Raw genomic sequence first — 20,114 nt, 5'->3', positions numbered from 1 at the left:
TTGAAATTTTTTTGCGGCTGATGGGGAATAAAGGCGATTCATGACGAAATGAAATCTAAAAATGATGCTTAGCCTCTTCCCACCAACGATCCATTTCTGTTAAATCAGTCTGGTCAAATTGCTTCCCTCTTATACGAAGCTGCTCCTCAATATATGCAAATCTATTGCGGAATTTTTTGTTCGTGCGGGAAAGCGCCTCTTCCGGGTCGGCATGGATGAAGCGGGAGGCATTGACAACCGCAAACAGCAAATCGCCAAGCTCCGAAGCCTGTTCCTCTTCAGATTGTGAAGCTATCGCTTCGCGCAGCTCTGCGAGCTCCTCTTCGATCTTGTCCAGAACCGGGCCAAGCTCGTCCCAGTCAAAGCCTACCTTAGCCGCTTTTTTCTGAAGCTTGTAAGCTTTCATAAGAGCTGGCAGATCCGGCGGAATGCCGTCCAGCACCGATTTGCGGTCCGCATCGGTCCCTTTCATCCGTTTTTCCTCAGCCTTCATCTGCTCCCAGTTCCCTAGCGCCTCTTGCGAATTGCTGGCATCCAGATCGCCAAATACATGCGGATGACGGAAAATAAGCTTCTCGTTTAGTGATTGTATCACATCATAGACGGAAAAAGCGCCAGTCTCTTCTTCCATTTGGCTATGAAGCATAACTTGCAGGATAACGTCGCCGAATTCCTCCTGCATGCCGTCCGGATCATCGTTATCGATTGCTTCCAGCGCCTCATACAGCTCTTCGATGAAGTTTTTGCGAATCGACTGATGCGTCTGCTCTTGGTCCCACGGACAGCCCTCGGGGCTGCGAAGAATAGAAACAATTTCATGCAGCCGCTCGAAGGAGCGGTTGCGCAGCGACGCATCATCAGAGCGCGGCACCCAGATTAGCGATAGATTGCCATAGCCCGGCGTGCGATCAAGCTCGTACAGCGGAACGCGAATGATCTGCTGCTCGGAAGCAACGCCAAGGGCATGTCCAACGACAACCTCGTAATCATCGGGATAACGCTCCATAAGGGCAAGCTTAACATCGGATGCCGTAAAGGCGTCATACACCTGGCCAATCAATGTATGCAGCTGGGGCTGCAATAAGGATGGCTGCAGCTCTGCGGCATCAAGCAGCGCAAAACCTTCGATCGGATCGATGCCGAGACTGACGAAAGCTTGATCAAGGAAGCTCTCGCCGCCGATGATTTGCAGAGCAATACCCGCTTCCGGGCATTGCTCGCGCAGCAGCTGAATAGTGCGCTCGGCTACCATCGGGTGACCGGGAACGGCGTAAATGAGCGTTTCGGAGCTTGTACTCTTCGCTTCGGCAATCAGTGCCTCTGCGATCGCTTTGTACACGTCGGGAAATGACTCATGCTGCTCGTACAGCGTATCAAATGAGGTATATGCGATGTTATTTTCCTGAAGCATCGACATCGCAGGATGCTGGGCAGTGCGGACATATATGCGCTCCGCCGCCTGCAGCCTGCGCCATACGCCAAGCGTTAATTGATCCGGGTCGCCCGAGCCAAGCCCGACGATTGTAAGATGTGGAGTTGCCAAGTGGGGTGAGCCTCCTTTAAGATTGAATTTTTTTCTAGACAAGAACTTGTTGAGAGAGCATGAATGTCAAAATCATTATGTAGTTGGCCGGTTATATTACATATAAATAATAGCGAAAAAAATTTCGTTGTTATTAAAGATCACGAAGTTTCGTATGTAAATACCGAAAAATATTTTCTTTATTTTGCCATAAAAAGTAATAATGAACCAATTTTCCGAAGCATTAATAACATAGCGTAAAAATGTTGCTTTATTCAAGACAAATTAGGTTAATTTGCGAAAATAAAGAAAAAGGTTTTCTTTCTTTCAGTAAAAACATTTTGAATGGCTAGTCCTTCGCCGGCGGAATAAGCCGCCAGCGCCGTAACCGGGCGGCCAATACGCCGCCGCCCGGCAGCGCGCGCAATTCGCGCGCGCTCACAGCGCCGCCGCGCAATGCCGCGGCGCCAAAGGCGCAAGCGCCGACGGCTACGCACGTCAGCGCAAGCGCAGCTGCTGCCGCCCGAGGCGGCAGCCCGCCAAGCGCGGCGCTCAGCGCTCGCTCGGCGACAACAAGCGCCGCGGCCATGACCGCGAGCGCAAAGCCCGTGGCTGCGGCCGCGCGGCCAGGCGCCGGCCTTCGCCTATCTGCGTGCGGATACCCGCTCGCGCTTCCGGTCTCCCGCTCTTCAACACTCGCTCGATCCTCGGCCCGGCCTTCCATTCGCTTCTCCGCTTGCGGATACCCGCTCGCGCTTCCGGTCTCCCGCTCTTCAACACTCGCTCGATCCTCGGCCCGGCCTTCCATCCGCTTCTCCGCTTGCGGATACCCGCTCGCGCTTCCGGTCTCCCGCTCTTTAGCCCGCCCGCTCGCCGCAGCACCGCTCTGCCCCGCTCCCCAGCTTCCGACGAGCGAAGCTCCCGCTCCGGCAGCTTTATAGCGCACCGAAATCGCGCCAAGCAATGCGGCCGCGCTTAATGCTATGACGCCGGCAAACGCCGCTCCCTCGATGCCGTAAGCGGGCACGAGCACAATGTTAATTACGCCCTTGAGCAGCGCCGCGATAAGCAGTAATACAGCCGGAATCCGCACAGCGCCGAGTCCCTGCAGTACCGGTGCGGTCACTGCATTAACACAGCCCGCAAGAGCGGTGCAGCCAACCAAAGCAAAGGCGAACGTCCCCTTGGAATCGGCGTAAAGCATCACATTAAGCGGCTCTGCCAGAAGCGCTAAGCCAATAGCCGCAGCCGCACCGATTGCCCACGCCGCCCGTTCGGCAAGCGTGAGCTGTATCCGGAGCTGCCCGTAAGCGCCCCGAATGCGGGCGAGCGCGAGACCGGGCACAAGCGCGGCCGCAGCTGCGCCTGCAACCATAACGACCAGCTGAACAAGCGGCTGCGCCCGGCTGTATATCCCGAACAGAGCCATCGCGTCAGCCTCGGACTCTCCCCCGGCCTGCAGCAATCGCGGAACCGTAAAAGCATCCACAACCCCGAGAGCGGGGACGACAACCGCACCAAGCGCTACCGGCAGCGCAATGGCTGCAAGCTTTCTCATCTCCGCCCTAATTACGCCGGCCGTTCGGACAAACCGCTCCCGGCTGCGCTTCCGCCATAAATATACGGCAAGGATGAGCAGGGAAGCTATTGCTCCAAATGCCGACCCGCTCATAACGCCGGACGCCACGGAAGCATCCGCCCACCCGGCTGACCAGCTCATGGCCAGCACGAGCAGCATGACGCCAACGCGTATCGTTTGCTCCACGATTTGCGATATTGCCGACAGCCCCATCCGGCCCAGCCCCTGCACATAGCCCCGCAATGCGGCAACGAACGGGGTCAGCAGCAGCGCGACCGAAACCGAGCGTACGGCGGCAGCCGTTTCAACATCGCCGATCCAGCCCGCCACCTGACCCGCTCCAGCCCACATAAGGCCAAAAGAAACGATGCCCGAAAATCCAAGCAGCAGCAAAGCCGCGTATAATGTTCGCCTGATTCCCTCCGTGTCGTACCCCCTTCGCAGTCTTTCCGCGATTAGGAGGGATACGGCCGTCGGCAAACCTGCAGTTGCCAGAACGGCCGCCAGCTGATAGAACGGATATACCGCATTATATATCCCAAACACCCGGTCGCCAGCCAAATTTTGCAGCGGAATTTTTTGAAAAACACCAATTAGCTTGGACAATAGAGCCGCGCCGGCCATAAGCACAACACCATTCATCAGAAGCCGCTTCGAGCTTCGCGAAGCCTGTACGCGGCGTTGGGCCGCCAGCTCCCCCGCTGCTCCGGCCTTTTGCTTGGCCTTCGTTTGCTGAAGCGCAAGCGGCGATTCAATACCAGCGGACACCTCACCGTCCGCTACCGCTGCAGCTTTTTGTCCGCCCGCCAGTTGGGGCGTCTCCGCTGCATGCCTCTTTTCCCCCGGCTTGCGGTTCATCCTCCCACACTCCTGCCTATCCTTCGATTGCTATTGGTTTCTATTATACCTCATAATCGTAAACCTTGAAAAAGCTTCCCTGATCAAGATTTCTCCCGATCAAAGAAGCTTCCATTTATTTCTCTTCTTGTTACAGTCCTCATACCCTTACGCAATGATTTTGTACCTTCCGTTTTCACGCGGGGCTGCTCACGAGCCGTACTATTGCTCCATTTGCTTCGCCAAAAAACCCGCTGCCGTCTCGGCCATCTTCGTTTCCATATTTGCCATTTTCACCGAATCGTCCTTGCTTAGCAGTACAACGGTACCGATCGGATCGCCTCCCGCAATAATAGGCGCGATTACGAAGGAGCTGTACGTTTCCTGCGAATCCTTCACAATCTCAAATGCGCCGCCGCCCGTTTCAGCCATCGTCTTCCGGTTTTCCATACAGCTTTCCAGAACAGCGCCTACCTGCTTATCGAGCAGCTCTTTCTTAGAGGCACCGGCCACAGCTATGATGTTATCCCGATCCGTAATCAATGTAATGTGGTTCGTGCCCTCAAATAACGACTCTGCATATTCTTTGGCAAAGTCGCCAAGCTCGCCGATAGGAGAATATTTTTTCAAAATAACTTCGCCATCACGGTCTACAAATATTTCTAGAGGGTCACCCTCGCGAATACGCAGTGTACGGCGGATCTCCTTCGGAATCACCACACGCCCGAGATCATCGATGCGACGTACAATTCCAGTTGCTTTCATTTCTTGTTGCCCCGCTTTCCTAGAGGATTTTGAATCGACTGGATTCTTGCAGTTTGTTTATAACGAAGAAGAAACATCCTTCAAAGATTTTGAATCTGACCATAGTATTCATCCGCTCCCAAATTCTTATACACGGACTACAATTCCAGCCAAATGTTCCATCTCTTTGATGCCAAGGCTGCCGGTAAATCGCTCTTGCCTCGGCGTCCCCGCTTCATTAATGATCCTTTTTCAGCATTCCCCGTTTCCTCTTTTTGCTTGCACGCGCTTAAAGGTTTTTAGTCCATCCCTGCTTCATTCAGCGCTTCGGCCTTTAAACAGAAAACATCCTGCCGCTCCGGAAAGAGCTGCAGGATGCCGAAAAAACATAACGGTAACGATGATGCCGAGCGCCATAAGGAACCTCCGCCTCGTTTTCGGCAGCGAAGCTGCCCCAGCCTCTTGTTCCCCATGTATGAATGGTTCCTTCTCCATGCCAGATGCAACCATCTATTTTCCTCCTCCGTCATTTTGAAACCGTTAAGCGCTTTTACCCCAGTAGGACGCCGTTTACCATTTTCGTTTGTTCTTATTGTCTAATGCTTAAGCAGCTGTGCCAGCTCCCGCTTCAACGACAGAAAATCCGGATGCTCGCGCACCTCGGGTGTACGGCCTTCTGGGAGCTCCACGCGGTACTCCTTCAATATGCGGCCTGGACCCGCCCCCATAACGACAATGCGCTGCGACAAAAATATCGCTTCGTCGATATCGTGGGTAATGAAGAGAACCGTCGTCTTCTCCTTCTCCCAAACCTCCAGCAGCATCTCCTGCATCTCAAGCTTCGTCTGCGCATCGAGCGCGCCGAAAGGCTCATCCATCAAAAGCACCTTTGGGCGATTCGCAAGGGCGCGCGCAATCGCAACCCGCTGCTTCATACCGCCCGACAGCTGCTTCGGATATGCTTTATCGAACGATTCCAGCCGAATGACCTTTAGAAAATAATTCGATATTTTTCGGCGATCCAAAATCGGCACACCTTTGAGTTTCAAACCGTACTCAATATTTTCACGAACGGTCAGCCACGGGAACAGCGTATAGCCCTGAAACACCATGCCACGGTCGGCGCCCGGTCCGATAATGCTTTCTCCGTCTACTGTAAGCGATCCGCCGCTTGGCTCATCAAGGCCTGCCACCATCCGAAGCAGCGTCGATTTGCCGCAGCCGGACGGCCCTACAATCGTAAGAAATTCATTTTCTCCGATGGTCAGGTCGATGTCGCGAAGCGCCTCAAACCGACTTTTTTTCGAATCGTACACCTTTTGCAATCCTTGAATCTCAATTGTTCCGTTTGTCGGTTTCGCAGCCAGCATAAGAGCACTCCCCCAATTTTATAAAAAATAATGAAAAGCCCGGGAGAAAATCTCCCAGGCTTTTATCCTTCCGTGTTATACAGCCTGGGAGCCGCTTAGGGCAACCACTTGCTATACGCCGTCTCTCGGACCAGAACTCTAACCGTTTGCCCACCCCTGCTTGCTGAGTGCTGCAAACCGTTCGATCGGAACCCTAGACAGCTTGTTGTTCCCGCGATTAATCGTTGGCGAGAACCGATATTCAATTGTGATAAAACCTAACGTTTATTCGTAGTATAGTGCCGTATGTACGGGTCTGTCAATTGTTGTGTCAGGTTTTATTACACGTACATTAGATTCCATTATATTTGTCAGCAAAAAAACGGATGTCGACACCCTTCGTTAAACCGTATAGGCTTTCCGGTAGGAGGAAGGGTTGATGCCGTACATCCTCTTGAAGCTTTTGCTTAAATGATGCTCATCGGTGAATCCGCACTGCTCTGCAATATGAGCAAGCGTTAACGAAGAATTGACAAGCAGCAGCTTCACCTTGTCCATACGGAGGTTGGCAGCGTAAGCGCTCGGCGTCGTTTGAAACTCAAGCTTAAACAGTCTGGTCAATTGGACTTGGCTTATGCCAAGCTCCATCGCTATCGATTTTAAAGCAACGCCCGCTTCCGCTTGCTGCTGAAGCATATGTACCGCACGCTGCAAAATCGGATTCTCGGTATATAAAAGATCGAGCTTCCGGTTAAAGCTTTCGAACTGATAGACATACAACAGATCCCTCAGCAAATGATTCTTGTAGTCAGGCACCAGGCTGGCATTCACATAGCCGGCTTCACGAAATAGGGAAAGCGTAGAATTCATTCTTTTGTTATTCAGCAATTGAAACTTTCCTATGGGAGGAGAGGCGGAATGATTTCCGCCATTTACACTGGCGTCATTCCGCCATTGGAAGCCGATTAGATGAAAGGACAGTCCTTCTGTTTTACGGTAAAAAGTCATATTCGGCGGACAAAGCACCATATCTCCTTTTATCGCTTTTTCTTTTAAGTCCCCCATCTTAAAATCAAAGCTGCCGTCTTCAACAATGAACAAGGCCCAGTGATCATAGGTGTCCTCTTTCTTTTGAAATTGCGCTGCCCCCTTCACATAAACATGGTAAATCAGCACGGGCTCAAGAAAGTGAGTCTGGTCCACCGCCGCCACTCCTTCAGTGAAAATATATACAAGGAATTTGAAGATTTTATCCATTATATCATGCAAATTTGCACGATATAATTAAATTAATTACAAGAAGGAGGAGAGGCTAATGAAAACTGCTCCACTGGAAATAACAGAATTAATGAACCGTTTCAATGAACAAGGATATTTGATTTTACCTGACGTATTATCGCAGGATAAGGTGGACCGCTTGAATGCGGCTATCGATGAAGTGATCGCCGAGGAACAGGAAACGCTTGCTTATAATATTTATAATAGCGTTTCCAGACACCCGGAGATTGCTTCGTTGATCGATCATGAAGCGATTCTTCCCTTAATCGTTAATTTGCTCGGGCATAATATTCAGCTGCATATCTCCCATTTAACGGTAAGAAAGCCCAATCCAAACGATGTGATAACAGCTACGCACAGCTTCATCGATTGGCATCAAGACGGCCCTCATCCGCAGTTTCCGGTCATTGCAGGCTTAACGGCTACCTATTATATTAAAGTGTGCTATATTTTGAGCGATATGTCGCAGCCGAACCGCGGTAATACAAAGGTCATTCCAGGCAGCCATAAGAAGCCATACAATCCGAACCACAAGGATGTACGCCTGCAATTAGACGGAGAGGTTCAGGTGTGCGGAAAGCCGGGGGATGTATTTATTTTTGCGCAAAATCTTTGGCATGCCGGCTCTGCGAATCAATCCGAGTTCATAAGAAAACAGCTGTTTATCGGATACAGTCCGATCTGGATGCGTCCAATCGATTACCATCAGGCAGACGAGAGTCTCTTGAAGGACGCCGATCCGATCCGCCGACAATTGCTTGGACAGATTAGCGATAATAAATTTAAATATTATGTTCCTGAAGATTCGATGGTACCGCTCAAATCGATGCTGATCGGCCATTCTTGATAAAAAAAACAAGGACCGTTTACACGCAAATTGAACTGTGACCCGCAAGAGGGTCGCAGTTCAAGAGGCGCTTTTGCTGCCTTTTTTCGTTATTGCGCTATACCGTCAAATATTTGCGAATAACCTCGTCATCCAGCGACTCCAAGCCGCCTTCCCAAACGACTGAGCCCTTCTCCAGCACGTAGAAATAATCTCCGACGCTCTTCACAAACTCCAAGCTTTGCTCCACCAGAAGCACCGCCGTCTTGCCCTCCGCTTTAATCAAACGAATAACATCCCTTATATCGTCCACGATCGAGGGTTGGATCCCTTCGCAGGGCTCATCGAGCAGCAGCACCTCCGGCTTCGAGGCAAGCGCCCTTGCGAACGCAAGCTGCTGCTGCTGTCCGCCGCTCAGGTCGCCGCCGCGGCGCATGTACATCGCCCGCAGCACAGGGAACTTTGCGATCGCCTCTTCCGGAACAGCCGTTACCTTTACCCGCGAGGCCTCCAGGCCGAGCAGCAAATTTTCGTAAACCGATAGCTGGGCAAATATTTCACGCCCCTGCGGCACATAGCCGATTCCGCTTTTTGCCCGCAGCCCCGGCGCCTTCCTCGTCAGATCCGATCCGTTATAGGAAACGGAGCCTCCGCGGGCTTTCAGCAGTCCCATAATACTTTTCATAAGCGTTGTCTTGCCAACGCCGTTACGCCCCAGCAGGCATACGACCTGCCCCTGCTTTATCTTTAGCGATACGTCCCGCAAAATAATACTTTCGCCATAACCGGCCTCAAGCTGTTGAACGGCTAACATCAGCATCCCGCCTTTTCCCCAAGTACACTTCCGCTACGCGGTCATCACGTTGAACTTCATCCATCGTGCCTTCCTTCAGCAGTCTGCCTTCGTGCATGACCGTAACCTTGCTTGCAAAATTACGAACGAATTCCATATCATGCTCTACGACGACAATTGAACGCATACGGGCAATTTGATGCAGCAGCTCCCCCGTTTTATCCGTTTCCTTGTCCGTCATCCCTGCCACCGGTTCATCAAGCAGCAAAATTTCCGGTTCCTGAAGCAGCATCATGCCAATCTCCAGCCACTGCTTCTCGCCATGCGATAAGCCGCCGGCGCGCCAGCCGGCTTTATTCTCCAGACCAATCATCACGAGCTGCCCATCTATTTTCGCCCGATCCTCCTCCGCCAATTTGGCGAACAGCGTAGCGAATACGGTACGCTTCTGGCGCATGGCAATCTCTAAATTTTCAGCAACGGTCATAGAGGGAAATATGGAAGGAGCCTGAAACTTGCGGCCAATGCCAAGCTCTGCAATTTGATGCTCCTTCTTTTTTGTAATATCCACCTTGCCGCCGAATGTGATTCGCCCGGAAGTTGGCCTTACTTTACCACAAATGACATCAAGCATAGTCGTTTTACCGGCTCCATTAGGACCAATCAGAAAGCGCAGCTCACCTTTTTCCAGCTTTAAATTCATCCCCTGAACCGCCTTAAACCCGTCAAAATCAACCGTCACATCATCACACAGCAGGATTGCGGACTCCTTCATGCTTCGGCTCCCTCCTCTTTTTGCGGAATTTCAGTTGACTAACCAAACCAGCGATGCCCTTCGGCATAAATACGACGACCACCACGAACAGCAAGCCCATACAAAACAACCAACCCTCCGGATACGCCGTACTGAACTCGCTCTTCGCCCAGTTCATGAGGATCGCGCCAAGCGCCGCGCCGATAAGCGTTCCCCGTCCGCCAATCGCTACCCAAAGCACCATTTCAATCGACGGCACAATACCCAGCATGGATGGTGAAATAATGCCCACATGAAGAACGAACAGCATGCCAGCTATACCGGCAATGGCCGCTGATATGGTGAATACGACCATTTGATACACCGCCGGATTATAGCCGATGAAGCGAACGCGGTTCTCGCCATCGCGAATGGCGCGCAGCACTTTGCCGAAGCGGCTGCCGATAACGAAGCGGCAAAATAAGAATATGCCAATAAGCGCTGCGACCGTAATATAATACAGCACGCGCTTCGTTTCGGGAGATCCGATCGAAAAGCCAAGCACCGTCTGGTAGCCCGTAATGCCATTTGTCCCGCCCGTAAAGGCTTGCTGACCAATGAGCAGCGTTGTCGTAATAATGACGAGCGCCTGCGTCAAAATCGTAAAATATACGCCGCGAATCCGGTTGCGGAACGTAAAATATCCGAGCACGAGCGCGAGCAGCGCCGGTATCGCGATGCCCATCGCAACCGCAAACCAGAAGCTTTGAAACGGCTGCCAAAAAAGCGGAAGCTCCTTAAGGCCGCTCCAGCCCATGAAATCCGGCGGCCTCCCTCCGCTAGCTACCAGCTTCAAATACATCGCCATCGCATAGGCGCCGAGTCCAAAAAAAATGCCGTGCCCTAAGCTCAAAATTCCCGTGTAGCCCCATATAAGATCAAGCCCGAGCGCCACTATAGCAAAGGCTAGAAATTTCGCCAGCAAATTAAGCCGAAAATCACTTACAAATAGCGGCGCCGAGAATAAAGCGGCTGCCGCAGCGGCGTATCCGATCAGTATCCATATTCCCTGAGGAGTAAAGTTTTGCAATCGCATAAGCGTTCCGCCTTTCTTATCCTAATCCAGTGACCGCGACCGCATCGCAACGAGCCCCATAGGCTTCCATTGCAGAAATGCGACTATGCATACAAACACAAGCACTTTGCCAAGCGATGCATTCGTCCAATACTCAAACAAAGTATTGAACATGCCGATTCCCGTCGCCCCGAGCACCGTTCCGACGAGCTTGCCAACGCCGCCAAGCACGACGACCATAAACGCATCGACGATATAGTAGGTGCCGAGCGAAGGACCGATTGGACCGAGCAGCGTCAGAGCACAGCCCGCTATACCGGCAATGCCGGAGCCAATGGCAAAGGTCATTGCGTCGACACGCCGCGTCGATACGCCAAGACAGGCTGCCATGTCACGATTTTGCATAACCGCGCGCATTCTTCTTCCCTCATGGCTGCGGTAAATGTAGAAGTACATCGCAATAAGGCAGGCAGTGACAAGCGCGATAATAAAAAGCCGTTTATACGGAAGCAAGGTTCCATCTATAATCTTTAAGCCGCCATTCAACCATGCCGGGCTCGTAACCGCAACGTTCGGCGCGCCGAAGATGGACCGCGCAAGCTGCTGCAGCACGAGACCCACACCCCATGTCGCAAGCAAGCTATCGAGCGGACGGCCATACAAAAAACGAATGAGAGACATTTCAAGAATAAGGCCAAATACGTATGCAATGGCAAAACTAACCGGAATCGACAGCACGTAGTACCAATCGAACATCGATTTCGGCAAATATTCTTGAAATAGATTTTGCGTCAAAAATGTGGAGTAAGCTCCAATCATAATAAGCTCGCCATGCGCCATATTAATGACCTTCATCAGACCAAACGTTATCGCAAGCCCTAAAGCAACCAGCAGCAATATGGAGCTAATGCTTAAACCATTAAACAGCTGCAGCAAAAACACTTCCATATGAACGCTCCTTTCAATAAAACAGAAGGGAAGTATTCGAAGCGAACGAATACTTCCCCAGTTATTGCTGCGTATTAGACTATCGCTTGCTTATGAATTATTCCGTAGGCTGAATGCTTGCCGCCCAATCATAGCCCTTCAGGTATGGATCCGGTTTAACCGCTTCGCCCGAATCCCACAATTCCTTGAATTGGCCGTCGGCCTGCACTTCTCCTATACGAACCGTTTTGTAAATATGCTGCGTATCGCCGTCAACTTTCACCTTGCCTTCTGGAGCGTCCCACTCCAGACCTTTAGCCGCCTCCTTCACTTTATCCACTTCCGTAGAGCCAGCCTTCTCAACTGCGGCTGCCCATAAGTACACCGCCGTGTAACCAGCCTCGATTGGATCTGCGGTTACGCGCTCGTCGCCGTATTTCTTTTTGTAGTTTTCGACGAACGTTTTGTTCGCAGGCGTATCCGTCGTTTGGTAGTAATTCCATGCTGCCAAATGGCCTACCAGCACATCGACGCCGATACCGCGAATTTCTTCCTCCGCGACCGATACAGACAAGGTCGTCAAGTCCTTCGCCGTAATGCCCGCATCCTTCAATTGTTTAAAGAAAGCAACGTTGCTGTCGCCGTTCAATGTGTTGTAAACGACATCCGGTTTAGCTTCTTTAATTTTGCTAATTAGCGTGCTGTAATCGGTATGGCCAAGCGGAGTATATTCCTCGCCAACCAATTCGCCGCCTTCTGCCTTCAACTGCTCTTTAATGATGAGGTTTGCGGTACGGGGGAATACATAATCTGATCCGAGCAAGTAAAATTTCTTGCCGCGGTTTTCAAGCAGCCACGAAACCGAAGGAACGATTTGTTGGTTGGTCGTTGCGCCTGTATAGAAAATATTCGGGGAGGACTCAAGACCTTCGTACTGCACCGGGTACCAGAGCAAACCGTTCAGCTCCTCGAATACCGGCTTCATTGCTTTCCGGCTTGCGGACGTCCATCCGCCGAATACCGTTGCGACTTTATCCTCGGAAATCAGCTTGCGGGCCTTCTCCGCAAAGGTCGGCCAATCCGAAGCGCCATCCTCAAGCACAGGTACGATTTTCTTGCCCAGCACACCGCCGGCCGCATTAATTTCATCAATAGCCATCATCTCCGCATCGATAACCGATACCTCGCTAATCGCCATCGTGCCGCTCTGCGAGTGAAGAATCCCTACTTTAATTTCCCCTTCCGTGCCCGCTCCCGAATTAGCTGCATTTGTTGCCTTTACTGTTTCTTCATTTGTAGAAGCCGTTTTTTTATTAGCACCACAGCCTGCCAATACTAGTGTTAATGCCACAAGCAACAAGCTAAACTGATAAAACATGCTCTTTCTCATCTTCCCACTCCCCAAATGTTTATATTTATCTCTATTTTCCGAACATTCTTTTGGAATCAACTTCCAACGTTCGTGGGTTTATTATAGATTGGCTGTCGTGGATATGTCAACATACTTTACATTAAATTAGTTTTCGGATAAGCTGTCTCCCAGAAACGGTCTATTCACAAGAATAAACACCTCGTTTTTGTTACATAAGATAACATATAACTAACATAATATTTCTATTTATGCTTTATGGTGTATTTATATGTCATATATTTTAACATTAAAGGCATGGAAAAACCCACCTAAAGGCCTTCGCTTCCAGGTGGGTTCATCTCTAGAACTATAATTGCAATCGGGTCATAACGGTAATACGTATCAAAATCATTATAGAACAATGTATTATTATTAGATGCGTTCAATCCTCTCCAGACGCCTGAAGAAAAAGACCCCTTAACCGGCGAATGGTTAAAGGGTCTGAAGGGTTGGTCCTAACGCTTATTTTGCTGCAGGCGCCTCAGTAGCCGGCGTTTTTTCGTCAGCAGGAGCATCGCTTGCAGGTGTCTCCTCTTCCGTTTTCGGAAGCTTAATTTCGATCTCTTGCTTTGGAAGCTCGTCCGTCATGAACTTGTTCATATGCGTGTAAGAGACGGTGCTTTTTACCGCATCCTTAACCGTTTCGCTCAATTTATCGAAGGTTGGCGAATCGCGCTTCTCGACAAGAATAACATGGTAACCGTACTCTGTTTGTACCGGGTCGCCAATGATGCCGATCTCTTGCTTGTAAGCAGCCTGCTTAAATTGTTCAACCCAATCTCCGTTCATCTTATCTGCATAAAGCCCGCCTGTTTCCTTAGAGCCCGGATCATCGGAATATTCTTTGGCAAGGGCAGCCCAGTCGCCGCCTGCAGCCAGCTTTTCCTTCACTTCTTTGGCGCGGGCCAAAGCTTCTTTATCTGTACGAAGCTCCTTCTCCTCTTGCGTAGCAGGGTCTGTCGTCTTCGTCGAAACCAAAATATGACGTACCGTAACCATCGCATAGTTCACTTTGTTCGTCTCGTATTCGGTTTTCATTTCTTCCTCTGTTACTTGGGAATTCATATGCGCGACAACCTTCGATGTCAGCAGCAAATAGTTTTCCATATCTTTATCTTTCAATTTCTTCGCGTCTACAGAAGCCTTCAATTCGGCATTTTTCGTCAACGCATCTTTATATTGCGTCATTTGCTCTTTGACGTCTGCTTTAGCCTTCTTAATCGATTCCTCAGAAGCCTGGCTTCCTAAAATTTTGTAAGAAATATACTGCTGGAGCAATTGCTCCTTAAATTGCGGTATTTCGATCACTTGCGCATAAGTCGGTTGCATAACTGTAAATACATCCAAATACTTGTTGAATTCCTTATCGGTTACATTGCCGCCTTTATATGTTGCAACTTCAGTCTCTTTCGCGCCGCATGCCGCCATCGTCATAACGAGAACCACTGCCATAATAAGCAGCGCGCCTTTGCGCCATGCCGATTTGCGTAAACTGTATAACATGTTGAATCCCCTTTCATCTTATGAACTTGTTAGTATTGTATCAGAAAAGGGAAGCAGAAAGCGAATATTGTCTATGGCGTCACATTTTGCAATTCGTTCGTATATAAGAGAACATCCTTATAAGCTTGCAAAAATTGCTCAATCATATGAATTTTCTGCTCCATATTCAATCCCTTGCCCCGCAGCAAAATGCTCGGGTTCGGCTCCTGATCACTGCCCTGCTTAAAGCGGTTCTCGTGCTTCAGGCACAGCTGATCGACCTTTTTCCGGTCAATCCGACGCTTCTCGGCAGCCGCGAAGCGAAGCAGCAGCTCATCGCCCTTGCCGCTAATTTGCTCAATGCCATACAGCGAGCCGTATACCTTAAGTCTAGCGACCGCGAGCAGGTTGCTTACCGCCTGCGGCAAATCGCCAAAGCGGTCCACAAGCTCATCAATCACATCATCCGCTTCCTCAAACGTACGAATGGCAGCAACTTTTTTATAAATCTCAATTTTTTGGATGCTGTCGTAAATGTAATCGGATGGCAAATAAGCGTCGATGCTCACATCGATCAGTGTGCTAACCGGCTTAACTTCTTTTATTTCTTCACCGCTCATCTCCGCTTTGCGCTTCGCAATCTCATCGGCCAGCATTTGCGAGTACATGTCGAAACCTACGGAAGCAATAAAGCCGTGCTGCTCCGCGCCAAGCAAATTGCCCGCTCCGCGTATCGACAGATCGCGCATCGCAATTTTGAAGCCCGAGCCGAGCTCGGTAAATTCTTTGATCGACTGCAAACGCTTTTCCGCTACCTCAGTAAGCACCTTATCCCGTTGGTAAGTAAAATAAGCGTAAGCAATGCGATTCGAACGCCCTACCCGGCCGCGCAGCTGATAAAGCTGGGAGAGACCCATTTTATCCGCATCATGGACGATTAACGTGTTGACGTTCGGAATATCTACGCCGGTTTCGATAATACTCGTGCTGACAAGAACGTCCGACTCTCCATCGAGGAAGTCGAGAATCGTTTTCTCCAGCTCCTGCTCCGACATCTGCCCATGGCCGACCGCAACTCTAGCACCCGGAACGAGCGCGTTGATTTGCTCCGCCATTTGATAGATACCCTGTACGCGGTTATATAGATAATAGACTTGACCGCCGCGCGCAAGCTCCCGCTCAATCGACTCCCGAACGAGAGACGGGTTGTATTCCACCACATAGGTTTGCACGGGGAACCGATTCTCCGGCGGGGTCTCAATAACTGACAAATCCCGCACGCCAAGCATCGACATATGCAGCGTTCTCGGAATTGGAGTGGCTGTCAGCGTTAGCACGTCGACATTCGTTTTCAGCTTCTTCAGCTTCTCCTTATGGGACACGCCAAAGCGCTGCTCCTCATCAACGATCAGAAGCCCTAACGATTTAAAAATAATATCCTGCGACAGCAGGCGGTGCGTCCCGATGACGACATCGACCGTACCCGCTTTCAGCCCTTTCATCGTATCGTTCTGCTCTTTGCGCGAGCGGAAACGGCTAAGCACCTGAACATTGATCGGATAACCTGCAAAGCGCTCGCGGAACGTCTCGTAATGCTGCTGCGCCAAAATCGTCGTCGGCACAAGCACCGCTACCTGCTTGCTGTCCATCGCGGACTTGAAGGCAGCGCGAATCGCAACCTCGGTTTTTCCGTAGCCAACGTCGCCGCATAGCAACCGGTCCATCGGTTGGGACTTTTCCATATCCTTCTTAATCTCTTCGATCGCTCTGAGCTGGTCGCGCGTCTCGTCGTAAGGGAACATCGCCTCGAATTCGTTCTGATACGAGGTGTCTTGTCCAAATGAATAGCCCGGCGCCGACTGCCGCTCCGCGTACAGCTTAATCAAGTCATCGGCGATATCCTGTACGGATGCTTTTACCTTGCTCTTCGCCCTTGCCCATTCGCTGCCGCCAAGCTTATTGACCTTTGGCTCTTTTTCTTCATTGCCAACATACTTCTGAATCATGTCGACTTGCTCGATCGGAACCGACAGCTTATCGCCGCCAGCATACAGAATGTGCAAATAATCTTTATGAATGCCTGCAATCTCGAGCGTGCCAATGCCTACATACTTACCGATACCATGATTATGGTGAACGACGTAGTCACCGACCTTGAGCTCCGTATAGCTCTTAATGCGCTCGGCATTGTCTACTTTCTTATCCAGTCTTCGTGCTTTCCGCTGCTTCTGCGAGAACATCTCGCCTTCTGTAATGATAACCAGATGGGAGGAAGGCATTTCAAAGCCCGACTGTAAATTACCCTCCAGCAGTGTAGGCGTTTCAATATTATAATCGTCGAGTACGCGGCGCATCCGTTCCATGCGCTCCGCATTGCCGGCAAGCATTATCACCGTTGCGCCCGTCTTGCGCCAACGATCCATTTCCGCCTTCAGCACATTCATTTGCCCATGGAAGTTTTGCATCGAGCGGCTGGTCATGTTCAAAATATTTTGCGGCTGCGAATGCGGAATTTGTCTAAGAAATAAGGATAGAAACAGTGTCGGAAACGGACGATGGTGCAATATTTCCTCCGTATCGCGCGCAAGAGCAAGGTCTGGCAGCGACTTGCCGTTTTGCAGCAAATGCATCGACCATTCCGCCTCATCCCGCTCCAGCTGCTTAGCTGTCTCTATCAATCGCGTTGGCTCGTCTAGTATGAGCAGCGTATCGCTCGGCATATAGTCGAGAATCGTTTGCCGCTCCGGATACAGCAACGAAATATACTTATATATTTCCGGAAAATAAACATGCTCGCGCAGCTTTTCAAGCTCTCCGCCAAGCTCGGTACGCAGCCGATCCTTCGCCGTACGATCCGTCATTTTATCCAGCTGCTTATCAAGCAGCTTCTGCGCATGATTTGCCGCAATTTCCATTCGTCGGCTATCGGCCAGCAGCTCCTGGCATGGCGGAACCACGTAGCTGTCCAATCGGTCGGAGGAGCGCTGATCCGCAGGATCGAAGGTGCGTATGGAGTCTACATCATCACCGAACCATTCAATCCGATACGCCTGAGAAGCCGTTAACGGATAAAAGTCGACAATACCGCCGCGAACGCTCATCTCGCCGCGTAATTCCACGCGGTCGGATCTCGTATAGCCAAGCGCCGTCATTTGACGCAGGAAAGAATCAATTGGCAGCGAATCACCGACGCTGACCGCGATTTGCGCTTCCGCCATAACGCTGCTTATAGGCAAGTAGCGCCGTACCCCCGAGAAGGGCACGACAACAATCCCGCGAAAGCCTTTGGACAGCTTAGTCAGCACATCCATTCGCTGCGCAAGCGTCTCGGGACTCGAGATCGCCGCTTCGGCAGCAACCAGCTCATTCGCGGGATACAGCAATACATTTTCTGGAGAAAGACATTCCTGCAAATCCTCCGCAATCTTCTGCGCAGAGAACATGTTGTGCGCCACAACCAGCATGGGACGCTCTACATCCTCCTGCAGCGCTGCAATGAGCACTTGCCTGGAAGAGCCTGCGAGACCAGATATCATCTGCTCACGCATACCTTTACGAATACCGGATATGACGGACTGAACGTCCGTATCCGCGGCAAAAGCATTAATTAACGCTTTCAACGTTTGCGACACCCCGTTTCTATACACAATCGGAGAGTGATACGATCGCTCCCTGTACATTGAAAAGAAGCCTCAGCCACCCGCTAAGGCTCAAATTATTCACTTGCCGTCATTGAAGAGGATTAGCTACCAAATGAAGCTCGGGGTTCGCGTCAATCGCCTCTCGGCAATAATCACAAACCACTTTTACCGTCACATCTCCATTTGGGTTATACGCTATTATATCGCTGCGCTCCTCGGGGGTCAAGAAATGGAAACCAAGCTGATGCTCGGTTATATTTGACCCGCTGAGGGATCCAATTGACGTTTTGCAGTGCCGACAAATATAGTTTACAGCCATATGTATGCCTCCTAAAGGGTCGTTATACCCTTCAGTATGCCCGCATTATCGTATCTTAACAGATTAACGGTTAAACTTTGCCATCGTCTCCTCGAATGGCGCCTTCAGCCTGAATTCAATCGCATCACATGCATCTTCTATCATCGCATCCAATTTCTCACGCTCATTCTTCGGAAAGGACGAGAGCACATAGTCTGCTATGTTCATGCCGGGCTGCGGACGGGAGATTCCCATTCGAACACGGTCGAACGTCTGTGTGCCCAAATGCTGAATAAGCGATTTGATGCCGTTATGTCCGCCCGCGCTGCCTTGATAACGAAGCCGCAGCTTCCCGATCTCGGTATCCAGATCATCATAAACGATTAATCCGTCTTCAATACCGGCTTTAAAATAATCGAGAAACGACCGTACGGACTCTCCGGATAAATTCATATATGTCATCGGTTTAATCAGGACTACCTTCGTGCCCTGCACGTTGCCCTCTCCGATTAAAGCCTTGCATTTGCTTTGCGTTACGCTGATGCCCCAACGTTTTGCCAGCTCATCAATGACCATAAATCCGACGTTGTGCCGGGTTCCTTGATAAGCGGCACCAGGGTTCCCCAGTCCTGCAATCCACCTCATTGCTTGCTCCACTCCTTTACGGACAAATGTAACATAATCTATAGCAAGCGTAAACGGCTGATGCCATTCTTTAGCAGCAACGCTCCTTTCGCGCTAAAATTGATGCGTCGAATCCATGCACCAAACTGCGAATCGCAAAAGAACGCCGCCCTATACAAGGACGGCGCCGGATCAAGCTGGCTGCGGTTATATAAAAAAAAGGAATTATAGACTCTTAATGCCTTCGAGCTGCGCTTCCTTGGAGCGTGATTCCGCCTCGATAAGCTCCACAGCCGCATCCTCTGCTTCTTCCTCAGTGAGCTCCTTCTGCGGTGCAAGAATCGTCGCCACTACCAGCTCCGGATCAGCAAACGACTCGACGCCTTTAGGCAGCTTCAAATCGCTTACGAGTAAGCTCTCGCCTATCGCCAGTGATGATACGTCTACTGACACAGCATCGGGAATATTGCCCGGCAAGCATTGTACCTCCAGCTCATGCAAAATCACTTGGAGAATGCCGCCCTCCCTTACGCCCGGAGAATCGCCGTCAGCGTGAATGCGAACGTTCGCCCGTACGTTCTCGTTCATATTAATTTGATGGAAATCAACATGCAGCACTTGCCTTGTCATGGAATCACGCTGTATATCTGAAACCAAGACAGACGTCTTGCCATGTGAAGGAATATTAATTTCGATAACCGCATTCGGATGGGAGTGAAGCAGCGCCTGTAGCTCTTTGCCATCCACCGTTACTTGCGCGGCCTCCATTAACTGCTTTCCGTAAATAATGCCGGGTATTTTCCCTTGGAGCCGCAATTGGCGCAGCTCACCTTTCGTCGTAATCGTTCGTTGATCCGCATTCATAGCAATCGCCATATTGATTACCTCCCAAAAGTTTTGTGAAGCATAACTAGCTTCGTAAATCATTTCCTTATAACTTACCCACACGAACCGGATATTAAACTTTAATGGGCGAACATGGACTTCTTTTTCAC

Annotated in this window: 17 protein-coding genes; 1 reads left to right on the top strand and 16 read right to left on the bottom strand. The window is 50.6% G+C overall.

The annotated features are described in order from the left end of the window. Positions 1-55: 55 nt before the first annotated feature. From mazG to ASG81_RS13580, 6 genes are all read right to left on the bottom strand, one after another. The gene (gene mazG, locus ASG81_RS13605; RefSeq protein ID WP_056634799.1) at positions 56-1,543 is read right to left on the bottom strand and encodes a nucleoside triphosphate pyrophosphohydrolase; all 1,488 of its coding nucleotides are present in this window, start codon (positions 1,541-1,543) and stop codon (positions 56-58) included. 328 nt (positions 1,544-1,871) lie between these two features. Then, the gene (locus ASG81_RS13600) at positions 1,872-3,959 is read right to left on the bottom strand and encodes a polysaccharide biosynthesis protein (protein WP_056634796.1); all 2,088 of its coding nucleotides are present in this window, start codon (positions 3,957-3,959) and stop codon (positions 1,872-1,874) included. A gap of 201 nt (positions 3,960-4,160) precedes the next feature. After that, positions 4,161-4,703: a stage V sporulation protein T gene (spoVT, locus tag ASG81_RS13595; RefSeq protein ID WP_056634793.1), complete on the bottom strand. Its 543-nt coding sequence runs from the start codon at positions 4,701-4,703 to the stop codon at positions 4,161-4,163. Positions 4,704-4,997: 294 nt separating this feature from the next. Beyond that, positions 4,998-5,192: a hypothetical protein gene (locus ASG81_RS13590; RefSeq protein ID WP_056634790.1), complete on the bottom strand. Its 195-nt coding sequence runs from the start codon at positions 5,190-5,192 to the stop codon at positions 4,998-5,000. An 86-nt stretch (positions 5,193-5,278) separates the two neighbouring features. Then, positions 5,279-6,052 carry an ABC transporter ATP-binding protein gene (locus tag ASG81_RS13585; protein ID WP_155971515.1) on the bottom strand — a complete coding sequence of 258 codons (774 nt, stop codon included), beginning with the start codon at positions 6,050-6,052 and terminating at the stop codon, positions 5,279-5,281. Between the two features lie 381 nt (positions 6,053-6,433). Beyond that, entirely contained in the window at positions 6,434-7,234 is an 801-nt protein-coding gene (locus ASG81_RS13580) for a helix-turn-helix domain-containing protein (RefSeq protein WP_056634787.1), read from the bottom strand. A gap of 112 nt (positions 7,235-7,346) precedes the next feature. Between ASG81_RS13580 and ASG81_RS13575 the strand changes: the two genes are divergently transcribed. Further along, the gene (locus ASG81_RS13575; protein WP_056634784.1) at positions 7,347-8,156 is read left to right on the top strand and encodes a phytanoyl-CoA dioxygenase family protein; all 810 of its coding nucleotides are present in this window, start codon (positions 7,347-7,349) and stop codon (positions 8,154-8,156) included. Positions 8,157-8,253: 97 nt separating this feature from the next. On the opposite strand, the gene urtE is transcribed toward ASG81_RS13575, so the two are convergent. The 10 genes from urtE to ASG81_RS13525 form a co-directional block, all read right to left on the bottom strand. Continuing rightward, positions 8,254-8,949: an urea ABC transporter ATP-binding subunit UrtE gene (gene urtE / locus ASG81_RS13570; protein ID WP_056634781.1), complete on the bottom strand. Its 696-nt coding sequence runs from the start codon at positions 8,947-8,949 to the stop codon at positions 8,254-8,256. Next, a complete protein-coding gene (gene urtD, locus ASG81_RS13565) occupies positions 8,927-9,703 on the bottom strand; it encodes an urea ABC transporter ATP-binding protein UrtD (protein WP_056634778.1) in 777 nt (258 codons plus the stop codon). The genes urtE and urtD overlap by 23 nt, the downstream gene beginning before the upstream one ends. Further along, on the bottom strand, positions 9,675-10,757 hold the full coding sequence (gene urtC / locus ASG81_RS13560; protein WP_056634775.1) for an urea ABC transporter permease subunit UrtC: 1,083 nt from the start codon (positions 10,755-10,757) through the stop codon (positions 9,675-9,677). Before urtC ends, urtD begins: the two co-directional genes overlap by 29 nt. Before the next feature lie 21 nt (positions 10,758-10,778). Then, a complete protein-coding gene (urtB, locus tag ASG81_RS13555) occupies positions 10,779-11,684 on the bottom strand; it encodes an urea ABC transporter permease subunit UrtB (protein WP_056634772.1) in 906 nt (301 codons plus the stop codon). A 97-nt stretch (positions 11,685-11,781) separates the two neighbouring features. Next, a complete protein-coding gene (gene urtA, locus ASG81_RS13550; RefSeq protein WP_056634769.1) occupies positions 11,782-13,053 on the bottom strand; it encodes an urea ABC transporter substrate-binding protein in 1,272 nt (423 codons plus the stop codon). 483 nt (positions 13,054-13,536) lie between these two features. Further along, complete coding sequence (locus ASG81_RS13545; RefSeq protein ID WP_056634766.1) at positions 13,537-14,577, bottom strand: peptidylprolyl isomerase; 1,041 nt, start codon at positions 14,575-14,577, stop codon at positions 13,537-13,539. 71 nt (positions 14,578-14,648) lie between these two features. Continuing rightward, complete coding sequence (gene mfd, locus ASG81_RS13540) at positions 14,649-18,236, bottom strand: transcription-repair coupling factor (protein WP_056634762.1); 3,588 nt, start codon at positions 18,234-18,236, stop codon at positions 14,649-14,651. Positions 18,237-18,285: 49 nt separating this feature from the next. Further along, the gene (locus tag ASG81_RS13535) at positions 18,286-18,516 is read right to left on the bottom strand and encodes an anti-sigma-F factor Fin family protein (RefSeq protein WP_056634759.1); all 231 of its coding nucleotides are present in this window, start codon (positions 18,514-18,516) and stop codon (positions 18,286-18,288) included. A 63-nt stretch (positions 18,517-18,579) separates the two neighbouring features. Continuing rightward, positions 18,580-19,140, bottom strand: coding sequence for an aminoacyl-tRNA hydrolase (pth, locus tag ASG81_RS13530; RefSeq protein ID WP_056634755.1), 561 nt, complete (start codon positions 19,138-19,140; stop codon positions 18,580-18,582). Between the two features lie 204 nt (positions 19,141-19,344). Continuing rightward, entirely contained in the window at positions 19,345-19,995 is a 651-nt protein-coding gene (locus ASG81_RS13525; protein ID WP_056634751.1) for a 50S ribosomal protein L25, read from the bottom strand. Positions 19,996-20,114 lie beyond the last annotated feature (119 nt).

The organism is Paenibacillus sp. Soil522 (assembly GCF_001428245.1).
Lineage (GTDB): Bacteria > Bacillota > Bacilli > Paenibacillales > Paenibacillaceae > Pristimantibacillus.
Note: the sequence above shows the minus strand (reverse complement) of the source record. Positions and strands in the feature narration are given on the sequence as shown.